This is a genomic window from Pedobacter jejuensis (assembly GCF_003725795.1).
GTDB classification, from domain to species: Bacteria; Bacteroidota; Bacteroidia; order Sphingobacteriales; family Sphingobacteriaceae; genus Pedobacter; species Pedobacter jejuensis.
On record NZ_RBEE01000023.1, the window covers coordinates 550,226 to 570,169 of the forward strand.

Below are 19,944 nucleotides of genomic sequence, written 5' to 3' on the forward strand. Positions count from 1 at the left end.
TCTATCTATACATTTTTCAAAAAAGGAAATCGAATTGGGCACATATAATCTACCTTGCTTTAGGGTGTTTTTGTGCTAAAGTACATCATTTGAATGAAAATAATAGTACTTTTTAATAATTCAAATATCTAAATACTGATGCTAAATACAAATTATTTTTAACGAAAAATATTTCTCCTCGTAATAATTTTAAATTCTCATCGAACATGATGTTCTAGGAATTGTCGAATTGAGCTAACATGTCCCGTCCTAAATTATTTGTCGTTTTTTTTGAGGGGTAGTACTGGAATAAATTTACATCTTCTTTCTGATAATCCTATCTTTTCTTTCAATCCTTGTTTAAATCTTGAATCATTGATGATTATTTTAAACCAATGAGAATAATACTCCAGATTTATATTTATATCAGCGTAAATAGCATCAAGAGATACCCATTTATAACATTGAGCCTCTTCTGAATTCAGAATTGGATGTTTAGAACTGAAACCTATAAAAACATAATCAAGTTCATGCTCAATCATTCCATTTTCTAATGCTACCTTGTAAATAAACTTGTACATCATTTTCAATCTACAACTAAAGCCAATTTCTTCAATCATCCTTTTTTTCACAAATGGCTTCATTGATATATCAGGGTGAAAATGACTACAACAGGTATTAGACCATAGGTCTGATGAATGATACTTTGATGCAGCTCTTTGCTGTAAAAGAACTTCAAAATTTTCATTAAATACAAAAACAGAAAAGGCTCGATGCAATAGTCCTTTTCGGTGTACAATTAGCTTTTCTTCAGTACCAGTTTGATTATCGTTTTCATCTACTAAAATGATCATTTATTTTCCTTAAGTAAATACCCACTTGATACTGTTGGTCCAAAAACACTAATGACAATATGGCTTTTCACTAACAATACTCTTGGGAATTTGGGAAACGAATGCTCAAATAAGCTCGGTTCTAAATATTGGAAGGAAAAATTTGTTTTGAACCTGGGCTGGTAGATAGCCATTACGCTCTCCTTTTGGCTTAATGGACTAATAGCTATAACCTCATCTACGTATCCAGATGTCTTCCAGCTCATCACGTTTGCCGTTGCATCCCAACAATGGGAACATAGAGGACTGAAAAAAAACAGGGCATAAGTTTTATCCCTATCTAAATTTAAATTTTTAAGGATTATTTTTGACAAGTCTTTACCAATAAACTTCTCTGAAAAATCGACTTTGTAAAAAGGATTTGTTAGCGATATTCCCGATGCAGTGAAAACGATAACTCCGCAAAAAAGCAAGAGACGATTTTGCCACAATTTAGAATGATTTTTTGCAATTCTGTTAATGAAATAACAGCAAAATAATATCAACAAATTTTTACAATAGAAAAACCAAACGGGCATTTGTAGGGGAATGATGCTTCCAAAACATCCGCAGTCTTTTACATCTCTAAAATTATTTCCGTAGATAAACATTAAGGTAAAAATAGCCGTCATTATCCCCGCAACAACTGCTGTCGATCTCAAATTTTGATTTAGTAGGAATGCAAGCCCCAACAAAATTTCGACTGGTGGAAATAATACACCAATATAGGATATCGACCCAAAGCCGTACGTTAAAATGATTTGAATAAATTCTTGTACATTAATTAATTTGCTTACCCCAGAAATCAAAAACAAAATGCCGATGATGATGCGAAGCAAAAGGATAAATAGTTCTTTTTTCATTATTTATTAAAGTAATTTCCAATTATTTTCTTATTCTCAAAGTCCTTGATTATGGAATTTTCCACAGGTGTTCTTTTTATTATTGGATTATTCATCCAGAACACCGGATCATATTTAACTGCTTTCAGCTCTTCCGCATCTTTAGATTCTAGACTCGTTGCTTTGTAAGCAATTTGATTTAATTTCTGGTCTTCCTCATCGATGAAAATTTGTGAATTATATTTTAGGGTCCCGCCCCCTAGGATCCCGGCATATCTCATTTTTCCGTTAATTGTCAAATTGGCATATTTAAGCACGTAGTTGCCATTAAGTGCGGTCGGGGCATAAATAACTTCGATGGGGCAATCTGAAATTGTAAATTTAACTGTTGCTTTACTGTTCAACGTAAAATTTTTCACATGGCCTTGGACTTTGATAACATCAAACGTTTTTGTGTTGATATAATATTTTCCTACAAAGTACATGATTGTAGGCCCATGCTTATCATCTTTTATAGTACAGTTTATGATAGCGATTTGGTCTCCATCACTCTCTATATAACCCTCTAGCTTAACATCATAAACTTGGGTGGAATTTTTAGAAAGCGGCGTAGCAAATGCAGATGTAGAGAGATATCCAACAGTACTAAAACTTAAAAAGTTGAAATTAGATAAAGTAATGCCTTGATCTGATTTTGAATATCTTGATTGGGTGGGATTCCAACCCATTATAGCATAATTTGTGTATTTCGCATCAAAGAATGTTTCGCTGATCGCTGTGTACTTTTCATTGAAGGAAGAAAGCTGTCTAATAAATGCCTTTGCATAATAGTTTGTTGAAGCATTTTTATATCCTTTCTGAAAAGCGGCTTCTATGATTGATAAAGCAGGATTACTACTGATCACAACCTCATTCAATGATACCACGGAAGGGGCCAGTTTAAATACAATATTTTCTGAATTTTCCTTAATGATTAAACTAGATGGTTCATATCCTACACTTGAAACCTGGACAGTCAAAGGGAATCTTTGTACTTCAATCGTAAATTCGCCGTCTACATTGGTGATTGTCTGTGGTTTGCCGTTAAATGAAACTGTTGCGAAAGGAATGGCTTTAGCATTGCCCAGCTCTTCAACTTTGCCGTTTAATTTAATTTGCGCCTGGGAAAGGGAATATATGTTAAATAATATTGCGAATAAGATTATTTGTTTTCTCATTAGGGATCTGATGTTTTAAAATCAAATACAACTACTGTTAGGTAGTTGCATTTGACTGATTGTTAAATTTTACTCATGTGTAGGAATAGTACATTCTATCGTAATCGTTCCCGGGCCACAAGGGACTTCAACACCCACTTTCACTTCGTCAATCCAAGGTTTAAACTCTAACCTTTGTTCTAGTTCTTCAACGTCAAAGTGATTTGACACCATTTCCAAATTTGCATTTTTTTTCATAATAAAAAAATAAAGTTTTAGAGAGCTGAGGTTATTTAGGTTTCAATTAGTGCAGCTCATTAACACCAACTAATGTCTTAATCTATTGCTAATTTTCTTGTATAAAGGATTAATTATGAAGTTGTAGCTATATTTTATTGCTAAATAGTAAAATAAGATGACCATGAGATATGCACCTTTTAAGTCTTTCAATTCCAGATTTAAACCTATAAGCTTGGAGACTAAATTTTTTAAGTTTAGCGGGAAGTTAGTAATGTGATGTTGGTAGTTAAACCAGATCAATAGCAAATAAATAATAACTATTAAATAGTTCGCTAATCCATACCCGATTAACAATCCTCTGCTCGACAAACCTATCGTCGGATTTTTTATGAAATTAAAAAAACCTTTAATATTCAAGCTTTCTGTAATGGCTTTTCTAGCTCTAGGCAACAAATTCGGCGTTCCTGTAAGATCTGAGAGAACCCAATATCCATCCAATCTTACGAATGGATTTAATTCAAAAAGTACCTTAGAGGTGATAATGAAATAGGCCAATAGGAACGTTTCATTTTGGCTTATCCAATAAACCCCCAGTAGCGTAAATGCATATAGATATTCATTAAAAACTCCTCCAAGATTAGCCATGATCCGCTGGCTTTTACTAGCTTGCCAAACGTTGGTAATGTCCGCATAGGCAACTGGAAAAACGAGGTAAATGCCAAATCCAATTCCCCCATGCTTAATTTTAAATTTACGACAGGCTGCTATATGCCCGAGCTCATGTATGAGCATCACCGTGCAGATTGTAATTGTTAATAATGTGTAGTTGATGGTTAGGTTTTGAAAAGTTGTACTTAAAATGAAATTTAATATAAACAAGCTTACAATCGACATTAATCCCAGCAATAGGTAAAAAATGATAGGAGAAAAAAACGGTAGAAAAATCTGAGATAAGAAGCCAGCTACTCTTGAATTGATCAATTCGACTTTTAATTTTAAGTAGGTATCTGGTAGTGCCCTTACATTTGTATGGTCATCTACTAAAATCCCATACCCGCCTAGTCGTTCCTGTAAAACAGAAAAAAATTCGTCAACAGTCAATGAAAAGCCATTTGCATCATTAAAACAAGAACAAGCCGTGCCAATTTCTGTATTACTGGTTAAGATATCAACGAGCTTAACCACATTCTCATTTACAAGAATATTTCTTCCCCCAACAGTATTCAGAACATACCGTTTGTTGTCATATTTAGATATATTAACCTGGCTAATGAGCATATTCAGTTCTAAAAAGCGCTAATAAATTAAGGACCGTTACTGTTGTAAAAATCCTATTGTGATCATCAACCGTAATTCCAGTGCCAAAAGAACCCAGCTTCCATTCAGTAATTTCGCCAGGTTCATGTATGTGCGTATGTGGTATTTGAAGGATATGGTCACCTCGCCAACTTCCATCCTTAAATTGTTGACTTAGGAGCCAAGCTATACCAGCGTCTCCAATAGATCGATATTTATTTAAATCAGAACTAAGAAGCGCTTTAAGTGGATAAACCGGATCCCATTGACCCCAAGTCACCAAAACACCAAACCTATAACTTACTCATTGTTTGACAATTGATGCACCCACTAAAATTGGCGAGTTGGGGTCAAACATTTTGGTTTATCCAATATGGGTATAGATAAAATCAAAACTGTCGGCCATGTCCGAATCATCTCCCCAAATATGTTCTACCGCTGCAGATTTGGAGATGACCTTACCTTTATTAGAAACAAAATAAAGCAATAGATCAAACTCTTTTTTAGTCATGTAAGCTACTTTAGCATTTACGAGCACCTCTTTAGCATCTAAGTCTATCCTGATTTCATTAAATTCGATATGCCTTTCGCCATGAGCACTTTTTCGGCGAACAACGGCCAGTATCCTGGCATTCAGTTCCGAAAGGTGGAAGGGCTTTATTAGATAATCATCAGCACCGAGACTCAGGCCCTCTATTTTCTGATCTATGGAATTTCTAGCGGAAATAATAATCACCCCTTCTGTTCTATTCATCCTTTTAAGATAATTCAGTATCTGAAGTCCTTCTCCATCGGGAAGGGTTAGATCGAGCAAAATGCAGTCGTAATCATATACCGCTAAGCGGTCGAGTGCCTCGGCATAAGTTGAAGCCTGACTACATAAGTTTCCCTGAGAGTGCAGATACTGTGCTATGCTGCGCTGCAACCCGGGTTCATCTTCAATAATTAGAATCTTCATAATAACAAATATGGTTTAAGATACTGAAGACATTTTGAAGTTTGGTGCAAAAAAAGAAAGAAAGACAAATACTCTTTTACCTAACACTGTTATTCAACAGCTTTTTAATGTTAAGTTGTTTACCTTTTTCCAATGCCTTTCGAGCGTAAGGAACAAAATATTGATGAGAAGAAAGCAAACTTACGTTAAGCATATCCCATTTTTCTGCTGAGTAAACAATACCCAGGTTTTCCTGCCATTCTTTTTTAAGGTTCTCTGCATATAAAGGATAATCAACGAGGGATAAATGATAAAAGTCTGCATCACAAATTATCATACCAAGCCTGTCTTTTGGTTTCTGTGGAAACCTGGTTGCATCTATACATTTACAAACGGAATCAATTATTTCATCGCTTATATTCTCGCCTTTCAGAAACTCGGCTGCAATTTGAATGCTCACATCCTCATGGCCCATATATGTTTCGGTATATCCAACATCGTGAAAGAGGGCCGCAAGTTGCAGCGTACACTTTTCAATATCTGTTAAAATTGAGTGATTACCAATTTCTGTTACAGCTTTTAACACTAGAACTGTATGCCTATAATTGTGAAAATACATGGATAAAGGAAGTCTTTCATTTAAAAGCTTATCCACAAATAAATTTGCTTTCCTAGTTACTTCTCTCATCAGCAGTAATAATCCAAATTGATATGGCGCTATTATATCAATTAAATCTGTAGACAAACTGAAGTTTACAAGATTCAGTAGATATATTGAAGATTTCTAAGTGCCGAGAACAATTCACACAACGCTCTTTATTTTTGATATGAAAAATTTTTTCACCTGTTATTACAACCTATAAACTATTACTTTCGTATATACGATTAACCTTAAGAACGAAAATACAATAATCTAACATGCAAGAAAATATATTTACTCAAATTGAAATTGATAGAATAATTGAAATGGCTTGGGAAGACCGTACCACTTTTGATGCTATAAAATTACAATTCGGTTTGAACCATCAAGAAGTTATAGAATTGATGCGTAAAGAAATGAAAGCAAGCAGTTTTAAAATGTGGCGTAAAAGAATGACAAATAGAACAACGAAGCATGCGGCTTTGAGGGATAGAACCACTACCCGCTTTAAATGCGACCGACAAAGATCGATAAGCAATAATAAGATAACCAAAAGGTAGCATGTATGTCTGAACCCAAATTTACTACAGATTATAACCTGATACTAGAAAAAGTTGCCGAAATAAATCCTGTAGAATATGCTAAAACACGAAACTTTATCGATGGTGCAGTGAGCCATTTATCTCCCTACATTTCCAGAGGTGTAATTAGCTTGAAACAAGTTAAGCAAGAGGCATCAAACAAAGGATTAGAACCTTATCAAATTGAAAAGTTTTTACAAGAATTGGCCTGGCGAGAATATTATCAACGCATCTGGCAGGTTAGAGGCGATGCTATTTGGAATGATTTAAGACAGCCTCAACCGGACGTGCTCCATAATAAAATGGTAAAAGCTGTTGTTGAAGCCCGAACAAATATAACGGCAATTGATGCTGGAATTAACAAACTTTACGAATCGGGTTATATGCATAATCATGTTAGAATGTATGTGGCTTCAATTGTATGTAATATTGGGAAAGCGTATTGGCTACAACCTTCTAAATGGCTATATTATAATTTGTTAGATGGCGATGTGGCAAGCAATAATGCAAGCTGGCAGTGGGTAGCAGCCGCTTTTTCAGATAAAAAATATTACTTTAATCAAGAGAATCTCAATAAATATACCGGAAGCGACCAGCGGAATACTTTTATGGATAAATCATACGAGGATGTTGCCACTATGGAAATCCCTGATGTTTTATTGGAGACAATTGATTTAAAACTTGAAACCATCCTGCCTGAGACAGAAAAGCCTACAATCGACACTAGTAAACCCACAATAATTTACAACAGTTATAATTTGGATCCACAATGGCGGAAAGATGAGGATGCAAACCGAATTTTGCTTTTAGAACCATCACATTTTTCAAAATACCCTGTTAGTGAAAGAGTGATTCAATTTGTAATCGACTTATCCAAAAATATTCCAGGCATTCAAGTTTTTGTTGGCGAAATTTCTGAATTAGTAACATTTTATGATGGAAGCGAATTGAATATCGAAAAAGCCATCATTTCAAAAAATCATGTTGCTTTTAAACATTATCCAGGAATAAAAGATGATTATGAATGGATGTTTCCTGAAGTTACCGGCGAATATTCATCATTTTTTAAATATTGGAAACGTTGTAAAGCGTATTTATAGCATTAATCTGTAACACACAACTTCCTCAAGCAACTTGTTTTGTTGAATTTAATCGGTGATGAATAGCTTATTCTAAAAGGTGAATCTTACTTGTAATCTGAGTTTGATTCTTAAACTTAATATTTTGCTTTTTAATTGCTTGTAAGACACGTCTTGCTGAAAAAAAAGCAGCTAATTATTGTGAAGGAAAATTAATAATCGAACTGAGGTTTGTAGAAATCCCATCTGATTAAATTGAACACCTCCTATTTTGTAACAACCTCTACTTTTCCACCATTTTTAAATAAATCGTGCGACACGAAATATCCTTTCAAATCATTTCCGTTTACTTTGATATTCGTCATATCTCTACCTTTATTGGGTTTAAATATGGTAATAAATTTTCCGTTGTTTGTTCTCCATTTTACTTCATCAAATAGCGGTACCGTAACAATATATTCAGCATCGGTTGCCGAAAATGGGTATAAGCCTAAAGCGCTGAAAACGTACCAGGAAGACATTTCTCCTGCATCATCCATACCGGAAAGGGCCAAACCATCATCACCAATTCCGTATAAATTGTTTAAAATATTATCCACAATCTTTTGCGATTTTTCTGGCTTTCCAATAAAATGATAGGCAAATGGTGCTTCATGATCGGGCTGATTACCGTGGCAATATTGCCCAATCATGGTTTCAACGTTTCTGGCGATATAATTTGGATTCCAGGGTACCGTAAAAAGGGAATCAAGTTTAGATTCAAATCCTTTTGGACCGCCATATAATGCTATCAAACCTTTCATATCATGCGGTGCAAAAAATGAAACCTGCCAAGCATTCGCTTCCCTATACATGTATTCATAATAAGGATATTGCGGATTAAATGGTGTAATCCAGCTTCCATCGGCTAATTTCCCACGCATAAACCGAGTTGATGGGTCGAACATATTTTTATAATTTTTCGATCTGGCCATCAGTATTCTATAATTTGCGGTATCACCTAATTTTTTAGCAATTTGAGCAACAGAATAATCATCGTAAGCATACTCTAGCGTTTTGGATACGCCAGCGTTGGCTTTGGTTTCTACATTTGGGTTTTTAACATCCGGGTCAGAGATATATCCTTTGGAAATATATTCTTCAATATGCGGTCTTGCGCCTCCCGGCGTATTGGCATTTTTTAATAGAATTTGATAAGTCCCTTTAATATCAAAATTATCTATTCCTCTTAAATAAGCTCCTGCGATGGAAGATGCACCATGGTCGCCATGAAAAAACGTAGGAATAAAACCTTTTTTATCACCAACATCCTTCATCGATTTTATTACATCTAATGTTACATCTGGTGATATTAATCCTAACAGTACATCTTTGTTCCGATACGTATCCCACAATGAGGGTTCTGTATAATACCTAAAATCAGATTTGACAACTTTTCGATTTGCATCTGTATATTCTCCATTTACATCACTTCGCAAAGCCGGCCATAAAAAAGAACGATATAAGCACGAATAAAGCATTACTTTTTGCTTCTCAGTACCGCCCTTTACTTGAATAGATGATAGGATAGTTTCCCATTTCTTTGTGGCTTCAGCACGAATTTCTTTAAATGTTTTGTTGCCAATTTCTTTTAATAAATTCTCTTTAGCATTTGCGGTGCTTACAAATGATAAACCTATTTTAAGTTCTACAGGTTCAGTATTTCCATCAGCAAGATGAACAACGGCATAGCCAGTTCGTTTACCTTCTTCAGTTTTATCAAGCTTAGTTATTTTAGTATTTATTATCGCATAGAAATAAACATTTTCACCACCTTGAAAACCTTCTATTGCATTGCTTCCATCCTGTTTAATATTCCATGTTGATACCCGACTATTGGCTTTTCCCATATCGAAAAGTATCTGCCTGTTTGTATTATCTTTAAATACGTAACGATGATAACCTGCTCTTAATGTTGATGTTAAACTTACGTTAACTTTGTAATCATCCAGGTAAACCTGATAAAATCCTGGGGCAGAACTTTCGTTTTTATGGGAAAATTTGGAACCGAATGTAGCACCTGGATTTGACATCGGTAAAATTGGGATGTTGCATAAATTCCAGTGACCTTTATTGGTATGGGTAAAGCCATAAATTACAGAATCTTCATATTCATAACCAGCACCAGAGCCATATTCAGTCATAGGACTTAATTGAACCATTGCATTAGGTAATGAAGTTCCCGGAAAAGTTAAACCAGCCCAGGAGCGCCAACCTTTGGGCAACTCATAACCTAAAATTTTCGGATCGGTAAGCGGTGCAGTACCAATAAACGTGTTTACGTATTTAGCATAGGTAGCCGTTGACTGAGCTTTTGCAACAGCAGATGTTAGTACAAATATTAACACAAAACTTAATAAATTTCTGGCTTCTGTTTTCATGCTTATTGATATATTTTGGTTGTTAAACCAAATATATAAATTTCAAACCCTGAGCATAAAAAGTAGCATTAACGTTACGCTAAATCGTTTTTGTAATATTGAAGCAAACATTTCACATGAATTACATTTTTTGCCATTTGGCAAATAATTAATCAACTTTCTGCGCTATATTTAGCCATGGAAGAAATGATTAATTACATTTTAAGATTTGGTTCTATCACACCACAACAAATCGATTTAATTAAATCTAAAGCAGAAGTTATCCACCTAAAAAAAGGCACATATTTTTCTGAAGCCAACAAACTGGCAAAGCAAGTTGGTTTTATAACAGATGGAATAATCAGGGTTTGCTATTATGGTAACAAAGGGGAAGAATATACCAGATGTTTTGTACTGGAAAATAGGTTTGTGGTAGATTCATCAAGCTTTTTCAATGATACGCCATCATCAGAATATGTAGAAGCAGTAACTGATTGCACCTTGTTGGTATTTAGCAAATCTGCGTTTAGCGAATTATCAAACACCGTAAAAAACTGGAGCGATGTTTTTACAAGAATTTTAACGGATGCTTTGATGAAAAAAGTGCAGGCAAGCAATACATTACTAAACCAGGATGCTACAACGAGGTATGTAAAATTTTTAGAACTGTTCCCAAATGTAGCCAATCGAGTTCCTCTGTCTATGCTTGCCTCCTATTTAGGCATCACACAATCATCATTAAGTAGAATAAGAAAAAATGTTAGCTAGTTTGTTTTTGCCAATTGGCAAATCTTTTACGCTTTTATAGGTTCATTTTTGTTGTATAAAAAAAACGAAATGAAAAAGAAAGTATTAATAACGGGTGGTAATAAAGGAATTGGTTTTGAAACGGCAAAACAATTATTAGCGAAAGATTACTACGTGTACATTGGCTGCCGCAATAAGGCAAAAGCAGCGGATGCAATTGAAGAATTAAATAAGCTTGGTTATGCAGATGTAGAAGCGATAGATTTAGATGTTACTGATGAAAATGCTATAATGAAAGTAGCAAATGAAATCACTGAACTAGATGTATTGATTAATAATGCAGGCATCCCTGGTGATTTTCCGCAGAATGCGTCTGATACTTCGCAAGAGACCCTTAGAAAGGTATTTGATACAAATTTCTTTGGGCTAATTCAACTTACACAAACTTTTATACCAGCACTGAAGAAATCGGCGGCTCCAATAATTGTAAATGTATCAAGCGATTTAGGCTCATTAGGAAACCATACCAATCCGGAATGGGAACATTATGAAGTTAAACCATTGGCTTATTGCGCATCAAAAACGGCTTTGAATGCATTTACCGTAATGCTGGCTTATGAATTTAAAGATACCAACTTTAAAATCAATAGCGTAAATCCTGGTTACACGAAAACTGATTTTAATAATAATCAAGGACCAAAATCTGTTGAAGATGCAGCGGAACTTATCGTACAATATGCTGTTTTAGATGAAAACGGATCTACCGGAAAATTCTTCAGTGATAATGGCGAATCGCCCTGGTAAATAGCAAAATAAGGCTGTATTGCAATTAACCAATGCGTTAGATTGTAATACAGCTTTGTTATAAAAAAAAGACCCGTTCCGAGTGATCGAAACGAGCCTAACAATTAAGCTTTTAATAAAGCAGGTTTTTCATGATAGGTTCGCCAAAGCAGCTCACCAAATAAAGTGTTCGACCAGGCAAACCAAGCCCTGGTAAATTTTGCAGGGTCGTTCTTATTAAATGATTCATGCATAAATCCTTTGCCGGCATGTGTTTTTTGCAGGGTTTCTATACAAGTTTTAATTTCTTTGTCATCAGTAGAAGTTAAAGCCCTCATGGTAATGCTCATTGGCCAAATCATATCCTGACCAGCATGCGGTCCGCCAATTCCCTCAGCTGCACTACCTTTAAAGAAATAAGGATTATCTAATGAAAGTGCAAATTTGCGAGTGTTTTGGTAAATTGGGTCAGATAATTTCACAGCACCTAAATATGGCAATGCCAATAAACTTGGTACATTAGAATCGTCCATTAAATAAGAGCTTCCAAAACCATCAACTTCGAAAGCATATATTTTACCATATTTTGGATGATTTACTATAGCATGCTTTTGAATTGCTGCGTTAACTTCATCAGCAAGGTTTAACAAATTACTTTGTAAAGTTGCATCGGGCTGCAAAGCCTTAATCATTTCGGCAGCTTGCCTTAAACTGGTTACGGCGAAAAAATTTGAAGGAATTAGAAATGGGAAAATAGTAGCGTCATCACTCGGGCGAAATGCTGAGCAAATTAATCCAACAGGATTTACCGGGAAGCCATAACCAGCCATTGGTAAACTATCTGTAGGCTGTGTGGTTTCTCTTTGAAAATGATAAGCACCTTTGGAGGTTTTTCTCTGCTGATCCTTAAATGTGTTTAGCGTACTTTCAATTCCCTTTTTCCAATCTGCATCGAATGGCATTTTATCGCCGGTTTTTTTCCAGTAATGGTATGCTAATCGTATTGGATAGCATAAAGAGTCGATTTCCCATTTACGCTCATGTACACCGGGTTGCATAGCTGTCTTATCTGTCTTCCATTCACCTACTTTATTGGCATCGCCATAAAAAGCATTGGCAAACGGATCTTTTAACACACATTGCGTTTGATGAATAATAACTCCGGCAATCAATTTCTTTAAAGGTTCATCTTCATTTACAAATTGTAAATAAGGCCAAACCTGTGCAGAACTGTCGCGAAGCCACATGGCATCGATATCACCTGTGATTACATACGTATCTGGTCGCCCATTTTTATCGGTATGATAAACCGTTGTATCTAAAGTATTAGGAAAACAGTTTTCAAAAAGCCAGTTTAATTCGGGGTTTTTAACATTACTTTGAAAGGTTTTAATTGCGTTATCTACTGCTTTGCTCTTAAAATGTCTTTTAGATTCCGTAACTCTAACTAAAGGAAATTCAGGCACTAAATCTGCAGCAAAAGAAAATTTTGAAGCTACAACACCAGCACCTAGCATACTTGTATTTTGAATAAATGTTCTCCTTTTCATAATTAATTTTGATGGTTTTTATTATAATCTGATATTATTTAGATTATGTGAATTTGGTTAGTTTAAGTAAATGCATTTGATAATAAATTTGAAGATTCGGTAATTAAAATTGAAGCTTTAAATCCGTTATCAAACGCAAAATTGTTAATTTAAATTTTATTTTTTCGGTTTTGCAGACATGTAAAAAGTTAATTTTCCACCGTTGGTAATATCAGTATGTTTTATTTGATGATTGCTAATTTCTTTTCCGTTTAGCAATACCTTTTCTACATATACATTTTTGTCGCTTTGCTTAATCGCTTCAATGGTGAACGTTTTTCCGTTCTCTAAATTTAAAACTGCGTTATTTACCAACGGACTTCCAAGTGAATACACATCAGAGCCTGGCGAAACCGGATAAAAGCCCAATGAAGAAAACATGTACCAAGCACTCATTTGTCCGCAATCGTCGTTTCCACCTAAACCATCGGCTGTAGGTTTATATTGCATATTTAAAATATGGCGAACTTGTGCCTGAGTTTTCCATGGTTGGTCTGTCCAGTTGTAGAAATAAGCAATGTGATGTGCTGGTTCATTGCCATGAACATAGCCGCCAATAATACCTTCACGAGTAATATCTTCTGTATGAGCAAAAAACTCATCCGGCAAATGCATGGTAAAAAGCGTATCCAGGCGAGCTGTGAATTTTGCTTTTCCACCCATTACCTCAATCAATGCAGCCGGATCGTGAGGAACAAAGAAGCTATAATTCCAGCTATTACCTTCAATAAACCCCTGACCTTCTGTGTCTTTAGGGTCGAATGCTTTTTTAAAAGTTCCATCAGCCATTTTAGGGCGCATAAAACCTGATGCTTTATCCCAATTATTTCTCCAGTTGTTGGAACGATTTATAAATTCATTATAAACATCCGTACGGTTTAATTTTTTGGCAAGCTGAGCAATTGCCCAATCATCGTAAGAATATTCTAAATTATTTGAAACCGAAACGCCACTTTTTTCTGCAGGTATGTAACCTAAATCTATATAGTAGCCAATACCTTCATAATCGCGATGCTTTGATGTTGTAATGCAAGCATCCAAAGCCTTATTTGCATCACCATTGTATGTGCCTTTAATAATCGCATCGGCAATAACCGAAACGCTATGGTAACCACTCATGCACCAGTTATCATTGGCATAGTGCGACCAAATGGGCAGCATTTGTAAACTGCTCTGATCGTAATGCGCCATCATCGATTTTATCATATCATTGCTCCTTCCAGGTTGCATAATGTTAAAGAAAGGATGTAGTGCCCGGTAAGTATCCCACAGAGAAAATGTGGTGTAATTGGTAAACCCATCAGCCTTGTGTATGCCTTGGTCTAAACCTTTATACTCTCCATTAACATCGGTATAGGTAGTTGGATTGATAAAAGCATGGTAAAGTGCCGTGTAAAAGTTAATTTTATTATTGGCAGAAGTAGTTACCTGAATTTTATTTAATTCTTTATTCCAAGTAGATTGAGCCTGCTTTTTTACTTTATCAAAATCCCAACCTGTAATTTCTGCCCGCATGTTTTGCAAAGCATTTTCCTGACTAACTGGTGATAGGGCAAATTTGATTTTAACCTGCTCACCTTCCTTAGTATCAAAATCGAAATACATTTTTAGCTTTTTACCAGCAATTTCGGGGAAGTTTTTATCCTGATTAAATTTACCCCAGAAACCTCGATAAGCTTGTTTAGCATCGTAACTTTTACGTCCGTAACTTTTAAAAGCTTTAGAAAAACTCATTGCAAAATAAACCGTTCTGGTTCTTGCCCAACCATTTGTTTGGCGATAACCGGTAACTAATGTATCATTTACTACACGAACATAAGTCCAAACGGTTTTTTCTTCGTAATTGTAAATACCTGCCATCAAATCCAAAATGATGTGCGATTGATCTGATTTCGGAAAAGTATATTGATGCATCCCAACCCTTGTTGTTGCGGTCAATTCTGCCGTTATATTATCATCGTCGAGTTTAACTTTGTAATAACCTGCTTCAGCAACTTCATTGGCATGAGAAAAAGCGGAGCGATAACCAGATTTAGGATTAGAAGCCGTTCCTGGGTTTAATTGCAAATTGCCTTGCGTAGGCATAATTAAAAAATCACCCAAATCAGAATGACCGGTGCCGCTAAAGTGCGTATGACTAAATCCTGTAATGGTTTTATCTTCATATTTATAACCTGCACAATATTTGTAAACGTCGCCATTATATTTTCCATTTACTTCGTAAGATAATGTATCTGTTTCGGGGCTTAGTTGAACAGCACCGAATGGAACTGTGGCACCAGGATAAGTATGTCCCATTTTTGATGTACCGATAATTGGTTTAACATACTGAACCAAATTTTGCTGTGCCGATGCTGCATAAGCCGATAACAAAAAACAAGACAGGATGACATTTTTTATCATTTCGTATAAATTTGAGTAAGATATTTTTAAAAATTCTAAGGTATTAATTAAAACGTTAATCTGCATAAAATCTTAAACTAAATCGTTTAACTAATTTAATAAGTACATTTTCTACTCCAATAAACTAATTAGTAGAATATCCTACGCAATACCATCATCTATATTTTATTAAGATGGCTAGAAATTAATATACCCATCGCAAATCAGATTTTTCTAACCTTCTTACTATCGATTAATTTACTTTAAAAATTCGCATAAAATAAAATTTACAGAACTGCTTTTTACAAGCAATTGACCTGCTTAAAAAAATTTAATGTAAATAAACCTTATTTTTGCAGCCAATAGTTTAAAAATGAGTAAACACGGTAGAATTCTGGTAGCCATGAGTGGCGGGGTTGATAGTTCTGTAGCAGCAGTGATGTTACACGAACAAGGATATGAGGTTATCGGGTTAACCATGAAGACCTGGGATTATGCATCAGCGGGTGGAAGTAGCAAAGAAACAGGATGTTGCTCATTAGATAGTATTAATGATGCCCGTACACTTGCTGTAAATTATGGCTTCCCTCATTATATATTAGATATTCGCGATGAATTTGGCGATTATGTTATAGATAATTTTGTTGATGAATACCTTGCTGGCAGAACTCCAAATCCCTGTGTTTTATGCAATACGCACATCAAGTGGGAAGCACTACTAAAACGTGCCAACAAACTAGATTGCGAGTTTATTGCAACAGGTCATTACGCCAATATTCGCCAACAAGATAGCGGTCGCTACGTTATCTCAAAAGGTAAAGATGAAAATAAAGACCAATCTTATGTACTTTGGGGCGTTTCACAAGATAACCTTTCTCGTACAAAATTTCCTTTAGGTAGTTTTGCAAAATCCGAAATCAGACAAATGGCTTTAGATATGGGGCAAGAAGAACTTGCTAAAAAATCTGAAAGTTATGAAATCTGCTTTGTGCCTGATAACGATTACAGGGCATTTTTAAAACACAAAGTTGAAGATTTGGAAGACCGTGTTGCTGGAGGAAATTTTATATTAAGCAACGGAATGGTTGTTGGCCAACACAAAGGTTACCCATTTTACACCATCGGGCAGCGTAAAGGCTTGGGCATTGCCTTTGGCGAACCAATGTTTGTTACCCAAATTTTACCCGAAAGCAATACCGTTGTTTTAGGCAAAGCCGATGAATTGGAACGACGTGAAGCTATGGTTAGAAATATTAATTTGGTTAAATACGCAAGTATTGAAGAACCAATGAATGATGTTATTACCAAAATTCGATACAAAGACGCTGGAATGTTAAGTACAATTGTTCAGGAAAAAGATAGAATGCGGGTTGTATTCGATCATAATGTTTCTGCAATTGCACCAGGGCAATCGGCTGTTTTTTACGAAGGAAATGATCTACTTGGTGGTGGATTTTTAGTTTAAAATTCAAAACTCCACTTCTTTAAATCATTAAATCATTTTTTAAAGGTGTTTATGCTCCTTCTATATTAATTTGTGTTTTTATTCAATACAAAAACCAATTGACTAAGTCGTTTGCTAAGCTAAGTTTGATTCTTAAAATTAGTATTTTGCCGTATTATCGTTGTATTGCTTGTACGACACGTCGTGCTGAATTTACTTCAACATCTTTCCTGCAAATAAGACCCTGAAATAAATTCAGGGTGACGTAAACTCAAAAAAAGCACTTTATTAATCATATGAAGTATAATTAATAACCGAACTCAGGTTGCTAGATATTTTATGCATTAAACATTTCTTTTGCAATCTATAATATAAATCTTTAGTCAACCAATATTCCAAAAAGCTATATCATGTAGTTATTTTTCCTTTACTTTGAGCAATCATCGTCCCTATAATTTTTGAGCTTAAAAATTTAACAATTAATTATATGGAAACAACAAAGTTCGCAAAATTCACAGCCGAGTTTCTTGGCACATTGGTATTGGTTTTAATGGGTTGCGGTAGTGCAGTAATTGCAGGTGCCGATGGTACAACAGGCGTTGGCTTATTGGGTATATCTTTTGCCTTTGGGTTATCGGTTGTTGCAATGGCTTATGCTATCGGGCATATTTCGGGTTGCCACATTAATCCTGCAATTTCTATAGGTATGGTTGTAGCTGGCAGAATGAAAGCAGCAGAAGCAGCATATTATATTGTCGCACAAATTTTAGGTGCAATTGCCGGTGCCGGATTACTTTATTTAATTGTAAGTAACCAAGCCGCTTTCGAAATGAAAGAATGGGCTTTAGGCTCAAACGGCTGGGGCAAAGGCTATCTAGGCGAATATAATGCTACTGCAGCATTTATTGCTGAGGCTGTTTTTACTTTTATATTCTTATTGGTCATTTTTGGCTCAACTTCTACCAAAAATATCAATGGTGGTTTTGCAGGTTTAGCTATCGGGCTTTCGCTGGTTTTAATTCATATTGTAGGCATTAAAATTACTGGCGTTTCAGTTAACCCGGCACGTAGTATTGGTCCGGCAATATTAGCCGGTGGCGAAGCATTAAAACAAGTTTGGATGTTTATCGCGGGCCCAATTGTAGGTGCAATTTTAAGCGCTGCAGTTTGGCGAAGTGTGTTGGAGAAAAGCTAGTTTGGGATGTAAGATGGTAGAGGGAAAATGGATGATGGCTAGATGGAGGATGTAAGATGGAATATGGATGATGGATTTTTGCATTTTTTTTAAGCATTGATGTGTTAAACTAAAAAAGGTAACATGGAGAATGGGACCAATCCAATTTTCCATGTTACCTTCAATTCCAATTTTAGATGTAGAAATTCATTCCATTTTCCATCTCACATTTTCCATCTCAAATCTTGAATGTTACCTTCAATTCCAATTTTAGATGTAGAAAGTCACTCCATTTTCCATCTCACATTTTCCATCTTCCATTTTACCTTCAATTCCAATTTTAGATGTAGAAAGTCATTCCATTTTCCATCTCACATTTTCCATCTTCCATTTTACCTTCAATTCAATTTTAGATGTAGAAAGTCATTCCATTTTCCATCTCACATTTTCCCTTTTCCCTCATTTAAAGGTTTTTTACAATCGCCGGATCCAGTGGCGTAGTTTTAGAGCGGAAACGGTGTACCAATTCTCCTTTTTCGTTAATTAAGAATTTCTCAAAGTTCCATTTAATATCACCTTGTTCTTCTGTGCCTGGTTGGGTGGTTAAATATTTAAACAGCGGACTAATATCATCGCCTTTAACACTTGTTTTTTCGGCCATTAAGAACGAAACATTGTACTTTCCTGTACAAAATTCTTTAATCTCTGCGTTAGTCGAAAATTCTTGTCCACCGAAATTACCAGCCGGAAAGCCAATTAGAACCACTTTTTTACCATATTGCTTTTGAAGTTTTTCTAAATCTTCATATTGAGGTGTAAAACCACATTTAGAAGCTGTATTAACAATCATAATTTTTTTGCCTTTAAATTTAGATAGCTTTACTTCTTTGCCATCGATGGTTTTAAAGCTGAAATCGTAAACGTTTTTTGGTGGGTTTGGAACCAAAAAGTTTAATAGAATAAGGATAGTGTTTATCATTGCTTTTTATTTTTATATACGAATATAGGCACAAATAGTTTTCGTAAAAGTAAAGTAGATGTAAAATATTAAGTTGAGTTTGGAATAAGACTTAAATTATTAGACTTTATCTCGCCTTCTGTACGTCTGAGTTTATTGAAGACGCATTAAAAATAACTTGTAGAGGTTAGTTTTACAGAGAGTTGAAATTGATATTTTTTTTTAAATTTTGGAAATGAAAGTGAGTAGTTCTTCGTTTACAACAGCCCCGCTTTCTCTCCTGCCATGAAAAATGGCATCCGTACAATCGGGTTTAGGAACTGAGTTTAGTTTTCCAAACCACGGGTTTAATTGCAAAATTACCTTTATTCATTGCCGTTGGCTAAAGCCAACGGCAATGAATAGCAAAGTTGAATTATTTCTGAAGTTAAATTGCTGTTCTCACATCTAAGATATCTGGAAATATTAATTTTATATACATTCTTTCTCAACAGACAACTGCACTTAGATATTTCCAACTTCCATTTAATTGCCGTTGGTTTCAACCAACGGATTGATTAATTTGCCATCGTGCAATTAAACCCGATTGAAATGAAAAGCCCCAGTTTTTCATTGGGCTTGTAATGCAAAGCAGGACTGAAAACTACCAAAAGATATTGCCTTTTCATTTCCAAATGGTTTAATATTCCAGGCCATTCATATTTTTTAGCAGCGCAGGGCTTGTGCAAGAAACTAAATTTGTTCCCGTTTTACGCTTTAATCGCTAACAGCCGAAATGGCTGCTGCTTCGTGTTCACTTCAACCAG

18 protein-coding genes are annotated in these 19,944 nt (G+C 35.2%); 6 read left to right on the plus strand and 12 right to left on the minus strand.

Annotation, left to right across the window (positions count from 1 at the left end; all coding sequences use genetic code 11):
* Positions 1-254 precede the first annotated feature (254 nt).
* From idi to D7004_RS13240, 8 genes are all read right to left on the minus strand, one after another.
* A complete protein-coding gene (idi, locus tag D7004_RS13210) occupies positions 255-833 on the minus strand; it encodes an isopentenyl-diphosphate Delta-isomerase (protein WP_123206305.1) in 579 nt (192 codons plus the stop codon).
* Complete coding sequence (locus tag D7004_RS13215; protein WP_123206306.1) at positions 830-1,714, minus strand: MauE/DoxX family redox-associated membrane protein; 885 nt, start codon at positions 1,712-1,714, stop codon at positions 830-832. The genes idi and D7004_RS13215 overlap by 4 nt, the downstream gene beginning before the upstream one ends.
* Positions 1,714-2,910 (minus strand): carboxypeptidase-like regulatory domain-containing protein, encoded by a 1,197-nt coding sequence (locus D7004_RS13220; RefSeq protein WP_123206307.1) that lies wholly within the window; start codon positions 2,908-2,910, stop codon positions 1,714-1,716. The genes D7004_RS13215 and D7004_RS13220 overlap by 1 nt, the downstream gene beginning before the upstream one ends.
* Before the next feature lie 69 nt (positions 2,911-2,979).
* Positions 2,980-3,147: a hypothetical protein gene (locus D7004_RS20700; protein WP_167459489.1), complete on the minus strand. Its 168-nt coding sequence runs from the start codon at positions 3,145-3,147 to the stop codon at positions 2,980-2,982.
* 69 nt (positions 3,148-3,216) lie between these two features.
* A complete protein-coding gene (locus D7004_RS13225) occupies positions 3,217-4,407 on the minus strand; it encodes a zinc metalloprotease (protein ID WP_123206308.1) in 1,191 nt (396 codons plus the stop codon).
* Entirely contained in the window at positions 4,397-4,708 is a 312-nt protein-coding gene (locus D7004_RS13230; protein WP_123206309.1) for a hypothetical protein, read from the minus strand. The genes D7004_RS13225 and D7004_RS13230 overlap by 11 nt, the downstream gene beginning before the upstream one ends.
* 81 nt (positions 4,709-4,789) lie before the next feature.
* Positions 4,790-5,383 carry a response regulator transcription factor gene (locus D7004_RS13235; RefSeq protein WP_123206310.1) on the minus strand — a complete coding sequence of 198 codons (594 nt, stop codon included), beginning with the start codon at positions 5,381-5,383 and terminating at the stop codon, positions 4,790-4,792.
* Positions 5,384-5,459: 76 nt separating this feature from the next.
* A complete protein-coding gene (locus D7004_RS13240) occupies positions 5,460-6,050 on the minus strand; it encodes an HD domain-containing protein (RefSeq protein WP_123206311.1) in 591 nt (196 codons plus the stop codon).
* A gap of 230 nt (positions 6,051-6,280) precedes the next feature.
* On the opposite strand from D7004_RS13240, the gene D7004_RS13245 reads away from it, so the two are divergent.
* Both D7004_RS13245 and D7004_RS13250 read left to right on the plus strand, forming a co-directional pair.
* Positions 6,281-6,562, plus strand: a complete 282-nt coding sequence (locus D7004_RS13245; RefSeq protein WP_123206312.1) for a TIGR03643 family protein — start codon at positions 6,281-6,283, stop codon at positions 6,560-6,562.
* Between the two features lie 5 nt (positions 6,563-6,567).
* Positions 6,568-7,683, plus strand: a complete 1,116-nt coding sequence (locus D7004_RS13250; RefSeq protein ID WP_123206313.1) for an FAD-binding domain-containing protein — start codon at positions 6,568-6,570, stop codon at positions 7,681-7,683.
* Between the two features lie 245 nt (positions 7,684-7,928).
* On the opposite strand, the gene D7004_RS13255 is transcribed toward D7004_RS13250, so the two are convergent.
* Positions 7,929-10,082 (minus strand): GH92 family glycosyl hydrolase, encoded by a 2,154-nt coding sequence (locus tag D7004_RS13255; RefSeq protein WP_123206314.1) that lies wholly within the window; start codon positions 10,080-10,082, stop codon positions 7,929-7,931.
* 186 nt (positions 10,083-10,268) lie between these two features.
* On the opposite strand from D7004_RS13255, the gene D7004_RS13260 reads away from it, so the two are divergent.
* Entirely contained in the window at positions 10,269-10,829 is a 561-nt protein-coding gene (locus D7004_RS13260; RefSeq protein ID WP_341867674.1) for a Crp/Fnr family transcriptional regulator, read from the plus strand.
* Positions 10,830-10,898: 69 nt separating this feature from the next.
* On the plus strand, positions 10,899-11,612 hold the full coding sequence (locus tag D7004_RS13265) for an SDR family oxidoreductase (protein WP_123206316.1): 714 nt from the start codon (positions 10,899-10,901) through the stop codon (positions 11,610-11,612).
* Between the two features lie 104 nt (positions 11,613-11,716).
* On the opposite strand, the gene D7004_RS13270 is transcribed toward D7004_RS13265, so the two are convergent.
* Positions 11,717-13,141: a glycoside hydrolase family 125 protein gene (locus D7004_RS13270; protein ID WP_123206317.1), complete on the minus strand. Its 1,425-nt coding sequence runs from the start codon at positions 13,139-13,141 to the stop codon at positions 11,717-11,719.
* A 156-nt stretch (positions 13,142-13,297) separates the two neighbouring features.
* On the minus strand, positions 13,298-15,583 hold the full coding sequence (locus tag D7004_RS13275; RefSeq protein ID WP_123206438.1) for a GH92 family glycosyl hydrolase: 2,286 nt from the start codon (positions 15,581-15,583) through the stop codon (positions 13,298-13,300).
* A 352-nt stretch (positions 15,584-15,935) separates the two neighbouring features.
* Between D7004_RS13275 and mnmA the strand changes: the two genes are divergently transcribed.
* Both mnmA and aqpZ read left to right on the plus strand, forming a co-directional pair.
* Positions 15,936-17,027, plus strand: a complete 1,092-nt coding sequence (gene mnmA / locus D7004_RS13280) for a tRNA 2-thiouridine(34) synthase MnmA (RefSeq protein ID WP_123206318.1) — start codon at positions 15,936-15,938, stop codon at positions 17,025-17,027.
* A 466-nt stretch (positions 17,028-17,493) separates the two neighbouring features.
* Positions 17,494-18,201, plus strand: coding sequence for an aquaporin Z (gene aqpZ / locus D7004_RS13285; protein ID WP_123206319.1), 708 nt, complete (start codon positions 17,494-17,496; stop codon positions 18,199-18,201).
* A gap of 442 nt (positions 18,202-18,643) precedes the next feature.
* Here the strand turns inward: aqpZ and D7004_RS13290 are convergent, their stop codons facing one another.
* Positions 18,644-19,159 (minus strand): glutathione peroxidase, encoded by a 516-nt coding sequence (locus D7004_RS13290; RefSeq protein ID WP_123206320.1) that lies wholly within the window; start codon positions 19,157-19,159, stop codon positions 18,644-18,646.
* Between the last annotated feature and the right edge of the window lie 785 nt (positions 19,160-19,944).

Bases quoted from the DNA above. Each gene is read 5' to 3' on its own strand.
- D7004_RS13250 (WP_123206313.1), top strand. From the start codon at position 6,568: ATGTCTGAACCCAAATTTACTACAGATTATAACCTGATACTAGAAAAA.
- D7004_RS13275 (WP_123206438.1), bottom strand. From the start codon at position 15,583: ATGATAAAAAATGTCATCCTGTCTTGTTTTTTGTTATCGGCTTATGCA.
- D7004_RS13225 (WP_123206308.1), bottom strand. From the start codon at position 4,407: ATGCTCATTAGCCAGGTTAATATATCTAAATATGACAACAAACGGTAT.
- D7004_RS13290 (WP_123206320.1), bottom strand. From the start codon at position 19,159: ATGATAAACACTATCCTTATTCTATTAAACTTTTTGGTTCCAAACCCA.
- D7004_RS13270 (WP_123206317.1), bottom strand. From the start codon at position 13,141: ATGAAAAGGAGAACATTTATTCAAAATACAAGTATGCTAGGTGCTGGT.
- D7004_RS13240 (WP_123206311.1), bottom strand. From the start codon at position 6,050: ATGAGAGAAGTAACTAGGAAAGCAAATTTATTTGTGGATAAGCTTTTA.
- mnmA (WP_123206318.1), top strand. From the start codon at position 15,936: ATGAGTAAACACGGTAGAATTCTGGTAGCCATGAGTGGCGGGGTTGAT.
- D7004_RS13255 (WP_123206314.1), bottom strand. From the start codon at position 10,082: ATGAAAACAGAAGCCAGAAATTTATTAAGTTTTGTGTTAATATTTGTA.
- idi (WP_123206305.1), bottom strand. From the start codon at position 833: ATGATCATTTTAGTAGATGAAAACGATAATCAAACTGGTACTGAAGAA.
- aqpZ (WP_123206319.1), top strand. From the start codon at position 17,494: ATGGAAACAACAAAGTTCGCAAAATTCACAGCCGAGTTTCTTGGCACA.
- D7004_RS13260 (WP_341867674.1), top strand. From the start codon at position 10,269: ATGATTAATTACATTTTAAGATTTGGTTCTATCACACCACAACAAATC.
- D7004_RS13220 (WP_123206307.1), bottom strand. From the start codon at position 2,910: ATGAGAAAACAAATAATCTTATTCGCAATATTATTTAACATATATTCC.
- D7004_RS13245 (WP_123206312.1), top strand. From the start codon at position 6,281: ATGCAAGAAAATATATTTACTCAAATTGAAATTGATAGAATAATTGAA.
- D7004_RS13235 (WP_123206310.1), bottom strand. From the start codon at position 5,383: ATGAAGATTCTAATTATTGAAGATGAACCCGGGTTGCAGCGCAGCATA.
- D7004_RS20700 (WP_167459489.1), bottom strand. From the start codon at position 3,147: ATGAAAAAAAATGCAAATTTGGAAATGGTGTCAAATCACTTTGACGTT.
- D7004_RS13215 (WP_123206306.1), bottom strand. From the start codon at position 1,714: ATGAAAAAAGAACTATTTATCCTTTTGCTTCGCATCATCATCGGCATT.
- D7004_RS13265 (WP_123206316.1), top strand. From the start codon at position 10,899: ATGAAAAAGAAAGTATTAATAACGGGTGGTAATAAAGGAATTGGTTTT.